19 protein-coding genes are annotated in these 18,765 nt (G+C 47.7%); all 19 read left to right on the top strand.

From position 1 onward, the window contains the following. Positions 1-44 precede the first annotated feature (44 nt). The 19 genes from phnG to HQN90_RS19145 all read left to right on the top strand — a co-directional run bounded on the left by phnG (position 45) and on the right by HQN90_RS19145 (position 18,730). Positions 45-470 (top strand): phosphonate C-P lyase system protein PhnG, encoded by a 426-nt coding sequence (gene phnG, locus HQN90_RS19235; RefSeq protein ID WP_173221624.1) that lies wholly within the window; start codon positions 45-47, stop codon positions 468-470. A 15-nt stretch (positions 471-485) separates the two neighbouring features. After that, complete coding sequence (gene phnH / locus HQN90_RS19230) at positions 486-1,082, top strand: phosphonate C-P lyase system protein PhnH (protein ID WP_173221622.1); 597 nt, start codon at positions 486-488, stop codon at positions 1,080-1,082. A 1-nt stretch (position 1,083) separates the two neighbouring features. After that, positions 1,084-2,205, top strand: a complete 1,122-nt coding sequence (locus HQN90_RS19225; RefSeq protein ID WP_173221620.1) for a carbon-phosphorus lyase complex subunit PhnI — start codon at positions 1,084-1,086, stop codon at positions 2,203-2,205. Positions 2,206-2,210: 5 nt separating this feature from the next. Continuing rightward, positions 2,211-3,062, top strand: a complete 852-nt coding sequence (locus HQN90_RS19220; protein ID WP_173221618.1) for an alpha-D-ribose 1-methylphosphonate 5-phosphate C-P-lyase PhnJ — start codon at positions 2,211-2,213, stop codon at positions 3,060-3,062. A 6-nt stretch (positions 3,063-3,068) separates the two neighbouring features. Further along, positions 3,069-3,911: an ATP-binding cassette domain-containing protein gene (locus HQN90_RS19215; RefSeq protein WP_173221615.1), complete on the top strand. Its 843-nt coding sequence runs from the start codon at positions 3,069-3,071 to the stop codon at positions 3,909-3,911. Between the two features lie 33 nt (positions 3,912-3,944). Further along, entirely contained in the window at positions 3,945-5,126 is a 1,182-nt protein-coding gene (gene phnM, locus HQN90_RS19210) for a phosphonate metabolism protein PhnM (protein WP_173221613.1), read from the top strand. Between the two features lie 13 nt (positions 5,127-5,139). Then, on the top strand, positions 5,140-5,868 hold the full coding sequence (locus tag HQN90_RS19205) for a phosphonate C-P lyase system protein PhnL (protein WP_173221611.1): 729 nt from the start codon (positions 5,140-5,142) through the stop codon (positions 5,866-5,868). Positions 5,869-5,952: 84 nt separating this feature from the next. Beyond that, complete coding sequence (locus HQN90_RS19200; RefSeq protein WP_173221609.1) at positions 5,953-7,011, top strand: PhnD/SsuA/transferrin family substrate-binding protein; 1,059 nt, start codon at positions 5,953-5,955, stop codon at positions 7,009-7,011. A 42-nt stretch (positions 7,012-7,053) separates the two neighbouring features. Further along, the gene (gene phnC, locus HQN90_RS19195; protein ID WP_173221607.1) at positions 7,054-7,842 is read left to right on the top strand and encodes a phosphonate ABC transporter ATP-binding protein; all 789 of its coding nucleotides are present in this window, start codon (positions 7,054-7,056) and stop codon (positions 7,840-7,842) included. After that, positions 7,832-8,617: a PhnE/PtxC family ABC transporter permease gene (locus HQN90_RS19190; protein WP_173221605.1), complete on the top strand. Its 786-nt coding sequence runs from the start codon at positions 7,832-7,834 to the stop codon at positions 8,615-8,617. The genes phnC and HQN90_RS19190 overlap by 11 nt, the downstream gene beginning before the upstream one ends. A 1-nt stretch (position 8,618) precedes the next feature. After that, a complete protein-coding gene (locus HQN90_RS19185; protein WP_173221603.1) occupies positions 8,619-9,485 on the top strand; it encodes a PhnE/PtxC family ABC transporter permease in 867 nt (288 codons plus the stop codon). Positions 9,486-10,116: 631 nt separating this feature from the next. Next, positions 10,117-10,554, top strand: coding sequence for an ester cyclase (locus HQN90_RS19180; protein WP_173221601.1), 438 nt, complete (start codon positions 10,117-10,119; stop codon positions 10,552-10,554). A gap of 161 nt (positions 10,555-10,715) precedes the next feature. Beyond that, positions 10,716-11,126 (top strand): MarR family winged helix-turn-helix transcriptional regulator, encoded by a 411-nt coding sequence (locus HQN90_RS19175; protein WP_173221779.1) that lies wholly within the window; start codon positions 10,716-10,718, stop codon positions 11,124-11,126. 266 nt (positions 11,127-11,392) lie between these two features. Further along, entirely contained in the window at positions 11,393-12,106 is a 714-nt protein-coding gene (locus tag HQN90_RS19170) for a GntR family transcriptional regulator (RefSeq protein WP_246362626.1), read from the top strand. A 518-nt stretch (positions 12,107-12,624) separates the two neighbouring features. After that, complete coding sequence (locus HQN90_RS19165; protein ID WP_173221598.1) at positions 12,625-13,839, top strand: extracellular solute-binding protein; 1,215 nt, start codon at positions 12,625-12,627, stop codon at positions 13,837-13,839. Between the two features lie 19 nt (positions 13,840-13,858). Next, positions 13,859-14,713, top strand: a complete 855-nt coding sequence (locus HQN90_RS19160; RefSeq protein ID WP_173221596.1) for an ABC transporter permease subunit — start codon at positions 13,859-13,861, stop codon at positions 14,711-14,713. Next, complete coding sequence (locus tag HQN90_RS19155; RefSeq protein WP_173221594.1) at positions 14,710-15,564, top strand: ABC transporter permease; 855 nt, start codon at positions 14,710-14,712, stop codon at positions 15,562-15,564. The genes HQN90_RS19160 and HQN90_RS19155 overlap by 4 nt, the downstream gene beginning before the upstream one ends. A 2-nt stretch (positions 15,565-15,566) precedes the next feature. After that, on the top strand, positions 15,567-16,601 hold the full coding sequence (locus tag HQN90_RS19150; protein ID WP_173221592.1) for an ABC transporter ATP-binding protein: 1,035 nt from the start codon (positions 15,567-15,569) through the stop codon (positions 16,599-16,601). 35 nt (positions 16,602-16,636) lie between these two features. Then, complete coding sequence (locus tag HQN90_RS19145) at positions 16,637-18,730, top strand: methyl-accepting chemotaxis protein (protein ID WP_173221590.1); 2,094 nt, start codon at positions 16,637-16,639, stop codon at positions 18,728-18,730. The last annotated feature ends 35 nt before the right edge of the window (positions 18,731-18,765 follow it).

Raw genomic sequence — 18,765 nt, 5'->3', positions numbered from 1 at the left:
ATTTCGAAGTGATGAAAGGCTTCTAAGATCAAGGAGGTCCAAGCATGAAACGAAAGCAAAGAACAGAGATTTTGATTAACGGATCTCCCGAAGTCGCAATTTCGTTATCCCGAGACATCATGAACCGTTACAACATCGTTGTGATTGAAGAGCCGAATCATGGACTTGTCATGGTCAAGGTAAGAGAAACTGCGCAAAAAAGCTTATTTTACTTGGGAGAAGTGCTGGTGACCGAATGCAAAGTACAGATTGAAGGCGCAATCGGTGTCGGTCTTATCAAAGGCGATGATCCGGAAAAAGCCTATGCCCTGGCTGTCATCGATGCCGCATATGCGGCTGGCCTGAAAGAAACGAAGGAATGGTCCAGCATTCTGCAAGCAGAAAGCGATTTGATCACCGTCGGACGTGCGGCCTTCCAGGCGAAGGTGCTGCAGACCAAAGTTGATTTTGAAACGATGGACACGGATTGAAAGGAGATACTCACCATGAAACTAGATCTGGTTCACGATGTACAAAGAGCTTATAGAAAGTTGGTTGACTCCCTGTCAAGGCCCGGCATAGTGTCGGATCTCACCGAAGAAGCAGGGAAGCTGGAAACAGGCAATGGCTGCTTGCCAGCTACATGGATCATGGCCGAGATGCTGCTGGATACGGAAGTCTCCTTCAAAGTGTTCTCGGAGCGGGAAACGCAAGTGACGCAATGGTTCAAACAGATGAGCTATGCGAGAGAGGCTGAGGTCGGTGAGGCAGATTATATTTTTGTTTTGCGCGACGCACAGCCGGACGATCTGCTCCAAGCGCTTCAAGCAGCCAAAATCGGCGATCTGAGAGATCCGCACTTTTCGGCTACGCTAGTTATCGAGACAGAAAGTCTATACGGAGGAACGAAGCTGCGATTGTCAGGACCGGGCATTCAATCCTTTTCAAGCGCCGAGATGCTGCTGGGCGGGAATTGGATGGATGCTCGTGCAGAGCGGAATGCGGAATACCCGCTGGGCCTGGATTGCATCTTGGTGGATGCGAGCCATCGTTTGCTTGCTTTGCCTAGAACGACTCAGGTTCAGGCGGAGGAGGATAAGTGAAATGGGATATGTAGCAGTCAAAGGCGGCACACAAGCGATTGAAGAATCGCTGCAACGCATTCAATTCGAAAGATTGAAGAACGGCAAGTTCCTTGATGTGGATACGATCGAAGCGGGGATGAGAGGCTTAATCGATCAGGTGATGTCAGAGAGCAGTTTTTACAGCGAACAGCTCGCAGCTTTGGCCATCAAGCAAGCGGAAGGCAGTCCCGAAGAAGCTGTGTTCCTGCTGCGTGCTTATCGGTCAACACTGCCCCGAAAGCATTATTCCAAGCTGGTAAACCCAGAGGAAATGCGTGTAGAAAGGCGAATTTCCGCCTCCTTCAAGGATATTCCCGGCGGGCAAATCTTAGGTGCATCGACAGATTACTCGCATCGCATGCTGGACTTCGACCTCCTGGAAGAAACAGAAGATCGCGTAAGCAGTTGGTTGCAGGTATATATAGGCGCGGAGGATACTCAAGCAGCTGAAGCCGTTGAAGACCGCCTGCCCAAGGTGCTGGATTATCTTAGAAAAGAAGGGCTGATTACGGACTGCCCACTCGACAATACGGAACCGGACGATGTTACCCGAACCAGCCTGACCTTTCCGGCGAGCCGGAGCGAGAAGCTGCAAATTTTGACAAGAGGCCAGACAGGTGCCGTCACATCCTTGGCCTACGCGGTTATTCGCGGTTACGGCATGATTCATCCGACGGTTGGTGAACTGCGGGTTGGTCAACTCCCGATTTATGTGGAAAGTCCGCTGCATCCCAATGAAGAGGATGATGAAGCTTACTATATAGGCGAGATTAAAGTGTCGGAAGTAGAAATGCTCGTTCCGGCAACGATTAAGAAGGAGAATGGCGCAAAGGAGCTTAAGCTGGACTTCGGCTACGGACTTTGCTTCGGACAGAATGAAACGAAAGCCATTGCCATGAGCATTTTGGACAAAAGTCTGGAAGGCGGCAATAAGAGCGTGCCAACGCAGAACGAGGAATTCGTGCTTTATCATATTGATTCGGTGGAATCCACAGGATTTATTTCACACTTGAAAATGCCGCACTATGTTACCTTCCAATCCAAGCTGAACGATGTGCGCAAAACAAGGCAGAACCAGTCCGTGGAATCGGAAGAGGAGTAGAGTCTATGCAAATTCAATACAACTTCGCTTTTCTTGATGAAGGGTCCAAAAGGGAGATCCGGCGGGCAACGCTCAAAGCGATTGCGATTCCGGGCTATCAAGTTCCATTCGCCTCCAGAGAGATGCCCATCGGGCGTGGCTGGGGAACGGGGGGGCTGCAGCTTACGCTTTCCTTAATCGGGAAGTCGGATGTGCTCAAAGTGATTGACCAAGGCTCGGATGAGTCAGTCAACGCAGTCAGTATGAAGAAGCTGATTAACAAAACGACCGGTGTAGTCACGGTAGACGAGACGGACAAAGCTACGCTAATTCAATCCCGGCATCGTGTGCCGGAAATTCCTTTGCATGCGGGTCAAATACTGGTCCTGCAAGTTCCGATGCCAGAGCCGCTGCGAATGTATGAATCCAGTGAACTGGAGACCAAGCGTCTTCATGGGGAGAAGGAATACAGCGGGGCATGGCTGATGTTGTTCGAGCAGATTATGAAGTACCGAAGCGTCTCTACCGGGGCTGATCATCCTGTTATGGTGCATGATCGTTACGTGATGGCGCCAAGTCCAATCCCCAAGTTCGATAATCCGAAGCTAAACAGCTCAGAAGCACTCATTTTACTTGGCGCGGGCCGGGAGAAGAAAATATACGCTGTTCCTCCGTATACAAAAGTTGTCTCTTTGGCCTTCGAGGATGTTCCCTTTGAACCGGAGTCCTTTCTTGGTAAAAGCTGCAGACAATGCGGCGCCCAGCATGTGTTTATGGATGAGCTATACGATACGGAGCAAGCTGCCAGCTACTATCAGTGCAACGATACAAGCTACTGTCTAAGTCAAATGAATCAGCAGTCTTCTTATAAGAGGTGAAGAAAAATGGGTGAATTTTCAGCCCCAATCCTGCGAGTGAACAATTTAAACAAACAATTTGGCGCAGGCTGCAGCCATTGCAGCGGCAAGCACCGCCAACTCGATAAAAATTACTGCCCGGTTTGCGCGACGGTTTATTCTTGCCAAGATATCTCATTTGACCTATACCCCGGTGAAGTCCTAGGCATCGTAGGGGAAAGCGGAAGCGGCAAGTCGACGCTGATGAGATGTCTCTATTTCGATCAGGAAGTAACCGAGGGGGAGGCGTACCTTACTCCCTATAAGGAAGGCAGCAGCAACCTGTTTCAAGAATCGTCCCAACAGAAGCGATTTATTCGCAACCATCTGATGGGCAAGGTGTATCAGAATCCGGTGATGGGGCTGCGGATGGATTTTTCCTCCATCGGGAATATTGCGGAGAAGATGATTGCCGCCGGAAGCCGGAACGTAGCGGCTATGGAATCGCGGGGCAGCGAGCTGCTCGAGCGGGTTCATATTCCGGTGTATCGCATGAAGGAAGCGCCAAAAAACTTCTCTGGCGGTATGCAGCAGCGCGTGCAGATTGCCAAAGCGATGTCCAACAATCCGCCGATTCTGCTGCTCGACGAAGTAACCACCGGGCTGGACTTATCTGTGCAAGCCAATGTGCTGGATTTGATCAAGCATCTGCAAAGGGAACTGAATATCAGCATCCTGCTCGTGTCCCACGATCTTGGCGTCATCCGTATGCTGGCTGACCGAACGATGGTAATGCTCGATGGACAGGTGGTTGAGCAAGGCTTAACAGACCAAATTCTCGAAGATCCCCAGCACGCGTATACGCAGCAGTTAGTGCACTCCATGCTGTAGCGCTGTAGCGAATAAATAGGAGGAGCTTATCCCATGTATCTGATAACGAACGGAATTATTATTACCGAAGAGGCGCTATTAGAAGGTTATGACCTCTTCGTCTTCGAAGACCGAATTGCTAAGATCGTGCGCAGAGATGAGTTTACTCCTGATGCGAATACCGAAATTATTGATGCTTGCGGCGGATACATTGCCCCAGGATTGATTGACATCCACTCCGATTATATCGAGCATATGACAGCTCCAAGACCAACTTCTTTAATTGATTTCCGCCTGAGCCTGCGCGAAACGGAGAAGGAATTGATCGCTCACGGCATTACGACGATGTATCACTCCTTGTCTATCTTCAAATCCGTTGACTACAAGTACAGGCCTATCCGTGAGCCTGAGAATGTACGCAAGTTGGTCGATTTGATCGATCAAACCCACCACAGCAAGCATTTGGTTCGTCACCGCTTTCATGCCCGATTCGAGATTGACAATCTGGACGAAATCGAAAGCTTAAAAGCGTACATCATGGAGGAGAAAGTCCATCTCCTTTCTTTTATGGATCACACTCCAGGGCAAGGACAGTACAGAGATTTGGAGCTGTATAAAAAGACGATTCGGGGATATGACAACGTTTCTGATGAAAATGTGGAACTCATCATTGCCAATCATCAGTCCAAGCAGAAAATGACCGTCGACGCCATCCGTGAAATCGCGGAGATGGCCAAAGCAAGGAACATCGCGATCGCTTCTCACGACGATGATTCAGTGGAAAAGCTCGACCTAGTGCAAAGCTTCGGCACGACCATCAGCGAATTCCCGATTACACTGGACATCGCTCGCAAAGCGAAGGAGAAGGGCTTATTCACGATAGCCGGCGCGCCAAACGTCATTCTCGGAGGCTCGCACAGCGGCAACCTATCTGCGGCAGAAGCCGTAAATGATGGCTCCATTGATATTCTGTGCAGCGATTATTATCCGGCTGCGATGCTTCATGCGGTCTTCCAGCTAGCCAGCCAGTATGAGAAGAGCTTGGTCGAAATGTTCAAGCTCGTGACCTTGAATCCTGCAAGAGCCGTCAACATGGACGAGATTTTAGGTTCGATTCGTGAAGGCAAAAAGGCCGATCTGCTTATTATTGAGCGGCTGGAGCCCGATGAATTCCCGGTTATTACGGCAGTGATGGTGGATGGCAAGCTGATTCAGAAAACGAATTACAGAATCTAATGGGGGTGATGGCATGGATAGCCTTCTGTCTATCGAACAGTTGTCCAAATCTTTCACTTTGCACAACTTGAACAAACATATTAAGGCAGTTGAAGACGTAAATCTCTACCTGAAAGAGGGAGAATTCGTAGGCATTACCGGGAGAAGCGGAAGCGGTAAGTCGACCGTGCTCAGATGCATTTACCGCACTTATCTGCCTCATGCAGGGCACATCTGGTACCATTCTCAACGTTTTGGCCGGATTGATCTGGTCACTGTTTCGGAGCGAATGATGATTGAATTGCGGAAATTCGAGATCGGGTATGTGTCTCAATTTCTGAATGTGATGCCGCGCACGACGGCCAGAGAGCTTATCCGCCATGCCATCGTAGAGATGGGCCACGAGACGGAATATGCGGAAAATGAAACTGTAAAAATGCTCGAGCATTTCGAGCTGGATCGAAGCTTATGGGACAGCTACCCGGGAACTTTCTCCGGTGGTGAAAAGCTGCGTCTCAACATCGCCAGAGCGATGGTCAAGCGGCCAAGGCTGCTGCTGCTGGATGAGCCCACGGCGAGTCTGGACCATAGCTCCAAAGTGAAAGTAAAAGTACTGATCGAACAGCTCATGAAGGAAGGCACGACGATGCTGGGTATTTTCCACGACCTTGAATTTATGGAGAACCTATGCAACCGGGAATATCAAATAAAGGACGGCAAATTCTTAATGGCTGATCGACAAACCAACCTTACACCACATTAAAAGTGTCCAATCCGTCCGTTGATATATAGCTTGGGTATGAAGGTTGTCCATTACAAAGCTTTGCAAATCGGGAGGAGAGTTAACTTGAAAAAACTTTTGGTACTTGCTATTTCATTAACCCTTGCAGCTGTAGTTACAGGCTGCGCATCCAAGGCTGGCGACGCTGAGAAAGCTGCTGCACCCGTAAAAACGAAGGACACCATCACGATTGCTTGGTACCCCAATGAGTCCGGAGCGGATCTGAAAGATGCCCGCGAAGAGCTTGGCAAGGTCATTGAAACGGCAACAGGCAAGAAAGTCGAGCATAAAACAACAACGGATTATATCATTGCCATCGAAGCCATTGCCAACGGCAATGCGGATTTAGCTTTCATGGGGCCTCAAGGCTACATTGAAGCGAACGCCAAAAATAAAAAGGTTCAACCCCTTGTTGTGCCAAGCGGCGAGTCCGGAACGCTGGATGACGCGGTCTATTACAGCTGGCTGAATGTGAGAAAAGGCGATGAAGAAGCCTATAAAAGCGGCAGTGGTTTCGCGATTGACAACATTGCCGGCAAGAAGTTCTCCTTCGTGTCCAACTCATCTACATCTGGCTTCAAAGTGCCATCCGCAGCCATTGTAAGTTATTTCAGCAAGCAGGATAAATATAAGAAACTGACTGCCGATGACCTGATTCAAGGCGGGAAGGACAAGTTTTTCAGCGAAGTGCTGTTTGGCGGCTCGCATCAGGGCGCAGCAGTCAACCTTTTGACTGGCAAAGCCGATATTGCTGCGTTCTGTGATACGTGCATATCCAATTATGTCGAGCTGTCATCCGGAACAGCCAATAAGGCGGGAGCAGTTTATAAAATTAAACAAGGCGCAGCTGAGCCGTTCAATACGCTGATCGGCAAGGAGTTTTCGCTCATTTCCGTAACTCCTGTTCTCAACTCGCCCTTTGCCGTTAATACAAGCACAATAAGCGCAGAGGATCAGAAGAAATTGAAGGATGCTTTTACATCAGATGCCGTGACCAACAATCCTAAAATTATTCTGCCTAAGGATTCAAAGGAATCCGGTATGTTCAAGCAAAAGTCAGGCAAGGAGAAATTCCTGACCGTCGAAGATGCCTGGTTCAATCCAGTCAGAGAGTTGTCCAAGTAATCGTATGAGCCCTATCTATCTAATCTGCCAAGGGAGTTAACCATGACAACGTTATTGGAATTCAAGCAGGTATCGAAGCAGTATGGCGCGGATACTAAAGCGTTATCTAATGTCAACTTCGCTGTGAAAGAAGGAGAATTTGTTTCAATCATCGGGCCTTCCGGAGCGGGGAAGTCAACCCTTCTTCGCTGCATTAACCGAATGATTGACGCAAGCAGCGGAGAGATCATTTTTGATGGCGCTAATGTCGTAGGTTCCAAGAAAAGTGAGCTGAAGAAGCTGAGAACACGCATCGGAATGATCTTTCAGCACTATAATTTGGTTAATCGACTTAGTGTAATAGAGAACGTCCTGCATGGCAGGCTTGGGTATAAGTCAACGCTGGCAGGCATGTTTGGACTCTACTCCGAGGAGGAGAAAGAGCAGGCTTACAGCATCCTGCAAATGCTCGGTTTGGAGGAGCAGATTTATAAACGCTGCGACGAGCTAAGCGGGGGGCAGAAGCAGCGGGTTGGGATCGCCAGAGCATTGGTTCAGAATCCCAAAATGCTGCTGTGCGATGAGCCGATCGCCTCTTTGGACCCCAACGCTTCCAAAATCATTATGGAGCACCTGCGCAGCATTTGTTCCAAGATGGGGATTACGGTCATTATTAATTTGCATCAGGTCGATGTGGCGCTGAAATATTCGGACCGAATTATTGGCGTGAATAAGGGGACCATTGTGTATGATGGCTCTCCGACACATATCAACACAGCTCAGCTCAGCAAAATCTACGGCCCCGAGCTGCACGAGTTAGTAGCAGATCAGGGAGGTCGGCATGCAGGCTAACTTTTTCGTCAGAAAAAGAAGGAATTCGCTGATGTATTACGCCCTGCTCATTCTGATCACCGTGGTTGCTATTACGATAACGGAATATAACGTGGTCAAAGGGTTTACCTCTATTCCCAAAGCAGCTGAATGGGCTTTCCAGAACTTTTATCCCAATGCCAAAGCGCTGAATAAACTTCCTGCCATTGCCGAATCGCTGATAGAAACGGTGCTGGTCTCCATTGCTGCGACGACAGTAGCTTCTGTATTTGCTTTATTATTCGCCATCCTCGGCTCGAATACGACGGGGGTAGGCGGAGTGGCAAGTTGGATCAGCCGTTCAATCGCAACCTTGTTTCGAAATATTGACGTAGCCGCGTGGTCGATGATTTTGCTGTTTTCTTTTGGACAAAATGTGATGACAGGCTACTTCGCCCTCTTCTTCGGCTCCTTCGGATTCATGACCCGCGCTTTCATTGAATCTATTGATGAGGTAAGCGGCAGTTCAGTGGAGGCATTAAGAGCGACAGGTGCCCCTTATTTCTCGATCATCTTTCAATCTGTGATTCCTGCGAGCATGCCGCAGCTGCTCAGTTGGATCTTGTTTATGGTTGAAACCAACATCCGCCAAGCGACATTGATCGGCATCTTGACGGGAACGGGAATCGGTTTTCTGTTCAGCTTGTATTACAAAAGCCTGAATTACAGCTCCGCCTCCTTGGTCGTCATCGTGATCGTGGTTGCCATTATGCTGATTGAAGTGGTTTCCAATTATGTCAGGAGGGTGATTCTGTAAGATGGCACGCCATGAGTTCACCGGAACTGCGAACGGGGCTGAGGAGCCGCTTAGGAAGCCTCAGCTTCGGATAAAGGCAAAGCCTTTTAGCAAAGGAACACTAATCATTCAGCTTACTTTAGGACTTCTCGCTGCGTTGACCGTGTACGGGTTTGCTACTTTCGACTACAAGGAAATCAACCTTTTTGAAGGAATACGTTCAACAGCTGTGACGATCAAAACGATGTTCTTTGAGCCGCATCTGAAACATTTTACGTTTCTGGAGGCGCTCAAGCAAGTTATCATCACGTTGGGATTGGCCTTCCTGACCACGCTATTCGGCGCTATCCTTGCTTTGTTTCTGGCTTTGTTTGCAGCCCGGAATCTATCCTCCAATCTGGTTTCGATGATCATTAAAGGCGGCGTTGCTTTTATTAGAGCAGTTCCTACCGTACTTTGGGTGCTGATTTTTGCGGTTGCCGCTGGTTTGGGGAGCGTGGCTGCGGTCATTGGCATGACGTTTCATTCAGTCAGCTATTTGGTTAAAGCGTTCTCGGAATCGTTCGAGGAGCTGGATGAGGGCGTCATCGAAGCGCTGAAAGCGAGCGGTGCCAATTGGTGGCAAATCGTCTTTCAGGCCGTCATTCCGTCATCGATCACGTATCTGATTTCGTGGACATTCATGCGTTTCGAGATTAACTTCGCCGTTGCTGTTGCGATGGGAGCCGCAGCGGGCGCAGGCGGCATCGGGTTTGACATGTTTATGGCCAGCGGCTTTTATTATGACGTTAGAGAAGTTGGGGTTGTTACGTACTTCATCCTCTTCTTCGCGGTCCTGCTCGAAATTATGGCTGCAAGGATTAAGAAGAAGCTCAGAGCGAAAGTGTAGTATCTATCGATTTGAAGGTCGTGAGCTTGCAGCTTGCGGCCTTTTTGCGCATGTATTGGAAGCGGGTCAGGCGGTAATTGTTGAGCCTGCCAATTTTCGGCAGGCTCAGGTGAGCTTTTGAGCAGTATTGCTCCTTTTAGTGCTCGAGCCTGCCTTTTTGGCAGGCTCAGGAGCGGTTCGCTGCTTTTCTACCCCTGAGCCCGCCTTTTTCGGCGGGCTCAGCTGAGCTTTTGAGCAGTATTGCTCCTTTTACCGCTCGAGCCCGCCTTTTTGGCAGGCTCGGGAGCGGTTCACTGCTTTTCTACCCCTGAGCTAGCCTTTTCGGCAGGCTCAACTGAGCTTTTGAGCAGTTTTGCTCTTTTTACCGCTCGAGCCTGCCTTTTTGGCCGGTTCAGGAGCGATTCGCTGCCTTTCTACCCCTGACCTGCCTTTTCGGCAGACTCAACCGACGAAGAGTTACGATCTGAGCATGAAAAAAATGCTCGTGAGTAAGATCCGAAAAAGTAAGGAGTGATGCGATGACTGTTGTTGTTCTTATTAAAAATATAGTCAATTTAATTGACTATATTTAAATAATGCATTATGATACAAACAAGTCAATTAAATTGACTAATTGAAGGGGGAGCTGCCCATGTCTCATGTCAATAATATGGTGGTTGTGCGTAATTTTATTAAAAACTTTTGGAACGAAGGAGATTTTGCGTGTACGGATGAATTTCTTGCGGCAGACTATGTTGATCATGCGTATGTTCCGAACGATCGCAATGGACTTATTCAGATGGCGCGTATTCTTCATTCTGCGTTTCCTGATCAAGTTTCTTTCGAGGAAAGCTCAGTTGCCCAAGGTGATCGTGTTGTTGTACGCTTGAGAATGCGTGGAACACACCAAGGGAGCTTCAGGGGAACGGAAGCGACGCATAATCCGATTGATGTTAAGCTATATCGTGAATTTCGGCTTACAGATGGCAAAATCTCCGAGCACTGGGCGCTTTTCGACACGGCCACGTTATTCCGGCAAATTGGAGCGGAACTGCATGAGCAGCCAGCATGCCAACTTAAGAAACACTAAGCAATAAGGCACCTATTAAAATGGGTGTCCTTATTTTTTTGGATCAACCATGATAAAATGATCTAAGTACATACTAGGGAATTTATCAGGGGGAGAACTCATTGGCTGAAGAAGGCGCAGGAGGATATGAGCTAACGATTCTTTTTGCATCTGCCTTTCGCATGGCAGTTGATGAATTACATAAGGAATTGGGGAAAGTAGGGTTTGATGATGTTCGGCCTTCCCATGGCTTTATTTTTCAAAAAATTTCGCATGGCGGTGCTACCGGGAAAGAATTAGCTGAGCATATGGGGATTACGAAGCAAGCTGCTAGTCTTACAATTGACTATTTGGAAGAGCGTGGTTATGTCACTCGGCAGCCGCATCCATCCGATCAACGAGGCAAGCTTGTAGTTTTAACGCAGCGAGGCTGGGATTGCATTCAGGCAACCGAAGCCATTTTCACGTCGATCCAGCAGCGTTGGCATGAGGTTCTAGGAGAAGAGAGAATTGAAGCGCTTCTGACTGATATGCGAAAATTAGTACATTCGTCCATGGATGCGCAAGCATTCCTGTTCCGGCCTGTATGGTAATCGTAGGCTCAAAAATGATTTAGAAAGAGGTGCTTGCTTCATCGCAGCACCTATTTGTATTGCTCGAATGAATCTCCAGTTTTTAGGGAATTTGTAGTAAAGCGGAGGCTTATTTACAATTTATTAAAATAGAGTTGATACGCACTTAATAAATGATTAACATAATTTATAAGAGAAGTCTAGACATGCTAGAATTTATGGGATTTAAAATGGCTGATTTCAGCAGTTGCTGCCTGTATAGATATTCTAAGGAGGATGTAAGGACTATGTATCCTAGATATATGAAAATTAAGGACGAGTTGGACAAACAAATCGAACAAGGCGAGTTGCATGTTGGCTATAAGTTTCCATCAGAGCCAGAGATGGCTAATAAATTTGGCGTAAGTCGAGAAACCTTTCGTGCCGCAATCAAGAAGCTAGAGGAGGAAGGGAAGCTGCGAGTTCAGCATGGCGTCGGCACGTTCGTCATTCGCCAGTTAGAGCAAATTCCCAGCAATTTAGCCCGCTTGCAGTCAACTAGCGAGATGCTGAAGATAGCCGGCCATCAGGAGGGGGACCAGCAGCAATCGGTGCATAACGCGGCGTGTACAGAAGAATGGGCACCATTTCTAAACATCCAGCAAGGCGATCCGGTTGTTATTCTTGAAAGAGTTCGAACGGCAAATGAAGAACCGGTCATGTCATCTTTCTATATCTTGCCGCGGTCGATCGTAGGCAATAAATTTGAGGAGACGGCTTTTGGTGGATCGTTATTCAAGTTTCTGGAACAGGAATTGAACATATTCGTCAAGAGAAGCCATACGGAATTGATGGTACCTTTGCAAACAGACCCACGTGTGCAGAGTCTGATGCTTCATCCGAATACGACCGTGCTCTTGATGAAGCAAACGCATTATGATGAGAATAATTTCCCGATTTTCTATGCGAATGATTATTTTCGCAACGATGTTTTCCATTTTTGGATGGAACGTTTCCGATAATGGCAAGGGGCTGTATAAGTCACCCGCCTTTTTCGCCAAATGCCTGCGATTGTGCATCCTTTTTGCTCTTGGCACCGCCGAAATCAGTAAATACCTGCGATTATGCATCCTTTTGAGGCTATTTCAGCATTGCTGGATGGAAAGGCCGAAAATGCCTGCATAATCGCAGGTATTTTCATTTTTCACCCGATTTCGCCGAGAAAGCCTGCATAATCGCAGGTTTTCACATGACACGAAACGGAACGCCAGCTCGCTTGAAGCCCAAGCACCCGACCAACGTGCTGCTGAAGGACATCCTCTCGCATATACGGTGAAAGCTTAACCGCTAAAGAGGCTTAAAGTGAAACTTTTTCACTTTATTTTAACATGTCTAGACAACATTAACGAAATATTTACATACAAATGATATTAAGCTAACACTTCTCATGCAAACTAAAGATAGTTGAAGTCTAGACATCTTGCGAGATTCTGGCGAAATGCTCCCGGCTCATTCTAAACCAATTAGGAGGAAGTAAAACATGAGAAAAAAATGGTTCAACGTATTGTTGGTAGGTACTTCGGTTGCAACGCTTTTGGCTGGCTGTGGAACAAATGAAGCAAAACCAGGCAGCAGTACGTCCCCAGCTGCTTCCAGTAGTTCGGCTCCGTCAGACAAGCCGGCTAAAGCAGTGAAAATGACTCTGAATCTCGCGACAGCCGGTGACACGAACATGACGGAGCTGCAAGAGAAATACGTGATTCCTGAATTGAAGAAAACCTATGCAGACGCGCAAGTGAATGTTGTAGGAACGGGACCTGGAGATGCAGGTTCGCAGAAAATTTTTGAAAAGTTAAAAGCTCAAAAAGACGCTGGAAAACAAGAATGGGATATCGATGTGGCAATCGTGCACCAAAGCATGATGAAGTCTTTAATTGAGAATGATTTGGTCGAAAAATGGGTGCCGAATTCCGCCAACAAAGGCGCGGTCGTATCAGGAGACAGCAAAAACAGCTTGGGGACTAATGTTGAGGGGTATGTTATCCCGTTGTATCACAGCCAAGTCGCTTTGGCCTACAATCCGGATAAAGTGAAGGAAGCTCCTAAAAACTTTGATGATGTTGAAAAATGGATTAAAGCGAACCCGAAGCGTTTTGGTTATAACGGCATCAAAAACGGAATGAGCGGCGTAGCTTTTGCAACAGCTTATACATATGCCAAAAGCGGAGATTACAAAACACTGACAGAAGGCCCTTACAATGCGGATCTGGAGAAGAAATGGCCGGATATTATGAAGCAGCTGAAATCTCTGCCAGTCGTTTATACGAACGGCAATAACGGTACGCTGGATATGCTTAACCGTGGTGAAATTGATATGGGACCGGTATGGGTGGACATGTTCTATCAATGGATTTCCGATGGCCGTTTGAATCCGAACTTTCAGTTGAAAGTAGCTGATCCGGGACTGCCAGGACAACCGCTGTATGTCGTGATTCCGAAAAATGCAAAAAATAAAGAAGCAGCCTTAAAATATGCAGATTTCCTGACTTCCCCAGAGATTCAAGCTAAGGTGATCGTAGATAAATTCAGTTGGTACCCAGGCATTAATGCTGAGCTTGTGCTGCCTAAAGTAAGTGAAGAAGGCAAGCAAAAGCTGTTCAAATACGTGACAGCAGAAGATTTGAATAAACGCGGACAATCGTTGCCGATCAATGAATATTTCGGTAATCTGCAAGCCGCATACGAGAAAAACTAACACTGAGAGGATGAAGACTGTGCCCAAATCAAACGTTAAAACCATTGGCGCGTCCTCTTCCTTGCTCCGTTGGCTGGCTGGAGTGAGCATGATCGCTCCAGCCACCCTGATTGTTGTGGGTCTGTTCGTTTATCCCTTTATGGATTCGTTGATAGGCAGCTTTCAGAATGCTAAGAGCCAATGGACACTGGACAATTACCTCTATGTGATTGAGACCTACCACAATGATTTTCTATTTACGCTGGTGATCTGCCTGGTCAGCCTTGTGCTTGTGCTGGCCCTGGCAGCTTTATTGGCGGGCTGGCTGAGGCTTAAGGCCGATCCATTTGTTGAGTTTTTGTTCAAAATTCCGCTTTTTGTACCTTTCGTTGTAGTTGGTCATGCGATGCGCGTATTTTTGGCGCCGCATGGAACGCTCAACTCGCTGTTGGCTTCTACAGGATGGTTCAATCCCGATGTTATGCCAAGTGTCGCGTTCTCAACAACCGGACTCATCGTTGCACTGGTTTGGAAGAACATCGGTTTGACGCTGCTGCTTGTGATGGGCGCCTTCCGTGGTATTAATTCCAGCTATTTGGAGGCAGCGCGCAACACAGGAGCAGGCGGGTTTCGCTTGATCAAAGACATGATGATTCCGATGTCATGGGGAACGATTAGCGTTGCAGGTGTTTTGACATTTACGTCGATGATTGGCAACTTCTCCATCCCGGCTATGCTGGGAGACGCTGGAGGCAGCCAAATGCTGATGATTGATTTGTATTATGAGCTTGTTTATCGCCATGATTCAGGTGCGGCCAATGCCATCGGTGTTGTTTCTTACATCGCTTCGATGGGAGCAGCAATTTATTATGTGAAAAAGGTGGCTAAGTCATGAATCCCGTCATTGAACGCAAGCAAGCAAAGGTACACATGGCTGGTAGATCAAGCAGCATCGGGCGCATGGCCGTTCGCTTAGCCATCTATGCATTTTCGTTATTTCTGATCTTGGGGCCGATTTCCAGCTTGGTGATCTGGTCATTCGCTGAAAAATGGTTTTGGCCGCATACCCTTCCCCAACAGTGGGGGTTCTTGTACTGGGCGAAAGTATTCGATGGCAAAATGCTGCATTCGCTCACGCTCAGCTTCGGCATTGCTTTCTTGGTCACTCTGATCAGTATCCTGCTGTGCTTGCCGTTATCTTATTTAATTGCTCGCTACCGCTTACCGGCAAAATCCGTTCTACTGCTTATTTTCCTGCTGCCGCAAGCCTTTCCGCAGCTTCCCGTGTTTACGAACGCAATGGTGCTTATGTACAAGTGGGATCTCGTCGGCACGCTGACAGGTGTTACACTGATTCATCTGGTGGGTGCGCTTGTCTTTTCTGTGTGGACGATGGTTTCCGTGTTTCAACATATATCAGCTTCTTTGGAAGAGGCTGCAGTTAATTTGGGAGCTTCTCGCCTGCGTACCTTCTTCACGATAACACTGCCTATGGCGGTTCCGGGGATTATTGCTTCATCCCTGTTGGTTTTTCTCTACTCCTTGGATGAATTTACAGGCAGCTTATTAATTGGCGCGCCTTTCATTACGACGATGCCGGTGTTTATGTACAACTCAGCTATGGGTTATGAAATGCAGACGGCGTCTGTGACGGGATTGCTGCTGATGCTTCCAGGTATAGTCCTGCTGCTGTTGATGCAGCGCTTTATGAAATCAGAATATATGGCCGCTTTTGGGAGGGGATAACGATGGAGATTCGATTGGATCGTGTATCAAAGCAATATGGAAGTAGCCGGGGGATCGAAGAGATTTCGCTTTCCTTGCCTGAGGGAGGTTTTACGGCCATTGTAGGCCCAAGCGGATGCGGCAAAACGACTTTGCTGCGAGCGCTGGCTGGCTTTCACGACATTGACTCAGGATCTATGCATTTTGGGGAAAAAGATGTCACAAGAACGCCTTCCCGTGAACGTGGGGCAACCATGGTTTTTCAAAACTATGCGTTATGGCCGCATATGTCTGTATTCGATAATGTAGCATACGGTCTTAAATTGCGTAAAAAAAGCCGTGAAGTCATTGAACAGAAGGTTCATGAGGTGCTTACCCGAGTAGAAATTCCACTGCACGATATCAAAAGCCGCAAGCCTCAGCACTATTCGGGAGGACAGCAGCAGCGCATCGCCTTGGCGCGAGCGCTTGTCATTGAACCCAATCTGCTGTTAATGGACGAACCGCTGTCCAATCTGGATGCAAAAGTCAGGTCACGCTTGAGGGTGGAGATACGCGCCATTCAGCAATCCTTTGGCATTACGGCTTTATACGTGACACATGACCAAGAAGAGGCCTTATCCATGGCCGATTATGTTGTCATTATGAAAGACGGGCGGATTGAACAGGCTGGCAAGCCCCAAGAAGTCTACTATCACCCGAATACGTTATTTGCGGCGCAATTTATGGGTGAAAGCCACACCCTTGCGGTGATGCGGGATAACAAGAAGATGAAGCTTGTACTTCGTTCCGAAAATGCCCGCTTGGGACCCGAACAACCTGATGCGTTAACGTCTTCCTCATATCCGGTTGTCAGCTATGAAGATGGATTTTTTACCTTTCAGGCGGAAGTGAAGGATCATTTGTTTATTGGTTCAACTTATCGCCATATGGCGGCTGTTCAAGGTCAGATCTTCTTTGTGGATGCGCAGGAACAATATCGTCCTGGGCGCTACACGGTGAGCATTCCTGCGGATAGAGCGTATTGGTTTGAAAGCTTGGAGTCAGATTCTCACTGATCATTTCGGAAAAAAAGGGAGATAGGATGCTCGTGATGAATCTGATAAAACAGTGGACTCGAATTGCAAATCGTGTTCTTCAGCGTTGGATTTTGAGATCGGTTGGGGTTAAATTATTTATCATGTTCTTCCTATGCATCACGTTATTTGTTTCATTAGCTGGCTATGCAACGTACAGCGTGGCCAGGCAAATGATCGAGAATCAGGTGGCTGCAGCCTCCCATCAAATGATTATTCAGGCTCGCGAAAAGCTGGATATGCTGTATGAACGTTATGAAACTTTCTCTTTTCAATTTGCTGTCGACAATAATCTTCAAAGTGCGATTCGCTCTTATCGAGATGGCGCTCCCGGCAGTCCCGAACGGCAGCTTCAATGGGACAAAATGAAGACGCAATTCGAAGATATTCTTTTTCGTGATTCGACGCTGAATGCGGTTAGTCTTTATGAGCCTGACGGTAAGGAAATAACGATTGTAGGCGCCAATAACCGATCGCAGCAGCAAGGTCATACGCAGGTGGCCGATCAATCCTGGTTTCATGAGCTGAAGGACAAAAAGATGAGCATGACGTGGGTCCAGCCCAAAGATACGAACAAAGAAGCTTCCGCTTTTGGCTTGGCCCGCATCCTTCAAGACCCGTTGACGAAACAGACGATTGCTTATTTGATGATCGAAATTAAGACCGATGTGCTCCTTCAGCAATTGAAGTCGATTCATTTGGGAGAAACAGGAATTAACAGAATCGTGAATTCTCAGCTGGAAACGGTGCTGGCTGCAGGAGCAAACGATGATCAAAGTTCACTTCTTGCCATCCCGAGTGATCCATCAACCGACAAAAAAATGAAAACCGGCTCGATCATTTCGCGGACAGGTCAAGGCAAAGGTCAGCTAATGGTATTCGACCAAGCGACGGATGACCGGCTCGGCTGGTATGTTGTAAGTACGATTTCATTAAGCGAGCTGCTATCGGAGGCAAACCGCATTTTCAACGTAACTGTGATCATTGGGCTTATTGCAGCCATTGCTGCGGGAGGTTTGGGGGCATATGTGGTCAGGTTTATTGGGCGGCCTTTGCATATTTTGAAGACGGGCATGCAGAAAGGCTCCGAGGGAGACTTGTCCACACGTGTTGATTTTCAAAGAACCGACGAAATTGGTGTGCTGGGATCTAGCTTTAATCTCATGATGCAGCACATTCAGAAGCTCGTCGAAGAGGCGAATCAATCGGCTCAAGATGTTCTGCACCTAGCGGATGAAGTGCTTGGCGGCGCTCAACTGACGACGGAATCTGCTCAAAATAATGCCCTGTCTACGTCCCAGATTGCAGGTGCGACACACGTGCTTTCCCAAGAGGCGGATCAAGCGAGTAGAATGACGCAAACCGTATTAGAACAAATGAAACAAGTCGTATCGGTGAATCGTCAAATGGATGAGTCTGCCACAATTGTGAGAAATGCCAGCGAAGAAGGAAAACGTTTCATGGAAGAAGTGGTTTCGAATAATCATCAGGTGGAAGCCATGACGCTTTCGATGCAGGATCGCGTCAAACGGCTGGCGGAAAGTACGCAGGCTGTAACGAAGATCGTACAAATGCTGCAGGTCATGACGAAGCAAACGAACATTTTATCCATCAATGCTTCCATTGAAGCAGCGCGGGCCGGGGTTCACGGCAAAGGCTTCATGGTTATCGCCTCAGAAATTCGTCATCTTTCCGTTGAAGCGAATCGCTCTATCGAACAGGTAGGGCAAATTGCGGAGCAAATCCGCGAGGATATGCAAGAGACAGTGAACGTCATCTCTGAGGCGCAGCCCATTTTCCATAAGCAGTTTCAAAGGGTTAACCAAACGGATGTTATATTTGGCCATGTGAGTGATCAGATGAAAGATTTCAGTGTCCATTTAGAAAGTGTAGCAGCTTCCATTGATTTATTGGAGCACTCGCAGGTCGTGCTCGTTAGTGCGATGGATCGCGTAAGCGGCATTTCCGAGCAGACGTCATCTTCCGCGATGGAAGTAGCCGATGAAACCGCAAGTCAAATCCAGATTAGCAGCAGCTTGGTGGGTTTGTCCGAGCAATTAAAGAATATGTCCAGAGGGCTCAAGGAATCGCTCAGCTATTTTCAGACATAATCGGATACCATTTGAATTGAAGGTGAAAACAAGCC

It is taken from the genome of Paenibacillus alba (assembly GCF_013204855.1).
GTDB lineage: Bacteria > Bacillota > Bacilli > Paenibacillales > NBRC-103111 > Paenibacillus_E > Paenibacillus_E alba.
The sequence above is the reverse complement of the archived record's forward strand: the minus strand, read 5'-3'. Positions and strand labels throughout refer to the sequence as shown.

Excerpts from the sequence above, each read along its gene's own strand:
- phnG (WP_173221624.1), top strand. The coding sequence starts at position 45 with ATGAAACGAAAGCAAAGAACAGAGATTTTGATTAACGGATCTCCCGAA.
- phnH (WP_173221622.1), top strand. The coding sequence starts at position 486 with ATGAAACTAGATCTGGTTCACGATGTACAAAGAGCTTATAGAAAGTTG.
- HQN90_RS19225 (WP_173221620.1), top strand. The coding sequence starts at position 1,084 with ATGGGATATGTAGCAGTCAAAGGCGGCACACAAGCGATTGAAGAATCG.
- HQN90_RS19220 (WP_173221618.1), top strand. The coding sequence starts at position 2,211 with ATGCAAATTCAATACAACTTCGCTTTTCTTGATGAAGGGTCCAAAAGG.
- HQN90_RS19215 (WP_173221615.1), top strand. The coding sequence starts at position 3,069 with ATGGGTGAATTTTCAGCCCCAATCCTGCGAGTGAACAATTTAAACAAA.
- phnM (WP_173221613.1), top strand. The coding sequence starts at position 3,945 with ATGTATCTGATAACGAACGGAATTATTATTACCGAAGAGGCGCTATTA.
- HQN90_RS19205 (WP_173221611.1), top strand. The coding sequence starts at position 5,140 with ATGGATAGCCTTCTGTCTATCGAACAGTTGTCCAAATCTTTCACTTTG.
- phnC (WP_173221607.1), top strand. The coding sequence starts at position 7,054 with ATGACAACGTTATTGGAATTCAAGCAGGTATCGAAGCAGTATGGCGCG.
- HQN90_RS19190 (WP_173221605.1), top strand. The coding sequence starts at position 7,832 with ATGCAGGCTAACTTTTTCGTCAGAAAAAGAAGGAATTCGCTGATGTAT.
- HQN90_RS19185 (WP_173221603.1), top strand. The coding sequence starts at position 8,619 with ATGGCACGCCATGAGTTCACCGGAACTGCGAACGGGGCTGAGGAGCCG.
- HQN90_RS19180 (WP_173221601.1), top strand. The coding sequence starts at position 10,117 with ATGTCTCATGTCAATAATATGGTGGTTGTGCGTAATTTTATTAAAAAC.
- HQN90_RS19175 (WP_173221779.1), top strand. The coding sequence starts at position 10,716 with ATGGCAGTTGATGAATTACATAAGGAATTGGGGAAAGTAGGGTTTGAT.
- HQN90_RS19170 (WP_246362626.1), top strand. The coding sequence starts at position 11,393 with ATGTATCCTAGATATATGAAAATTAAGGACGAGTTGGACAAACAAATC.
- HQN90_RS19165 (WP_173221598.1), top strand. The coding sequence starts at position 12,625 with ATGAGAAAAAAATGGTTCAACGTATTGTTGGTAGGTACTTCGGTTGCA.
- HQN90_RS19155 (WP_173221594.1), top strand. The coding sequence starts at position 14,710 with ATGAATCCCGTCATTGAACGCAAGCAAGCAAAGGTACACATGGCTGGT.
- HQN90_RS19150 (WP_173221592.1), top strand. The coding sequence starts at position 15,567 with ATGGAGATTCGATTGGATCGTGTATCAAAGCAATATGGAAGTAGCCGG.
- HQN90_RS19145 (WP_173221590.1), top strand. The coding sequence starts at position 16,637 with ATGAATCTGATAAAACAGTGGACTCGAATTGCAAATCGTGTTCTTCAG.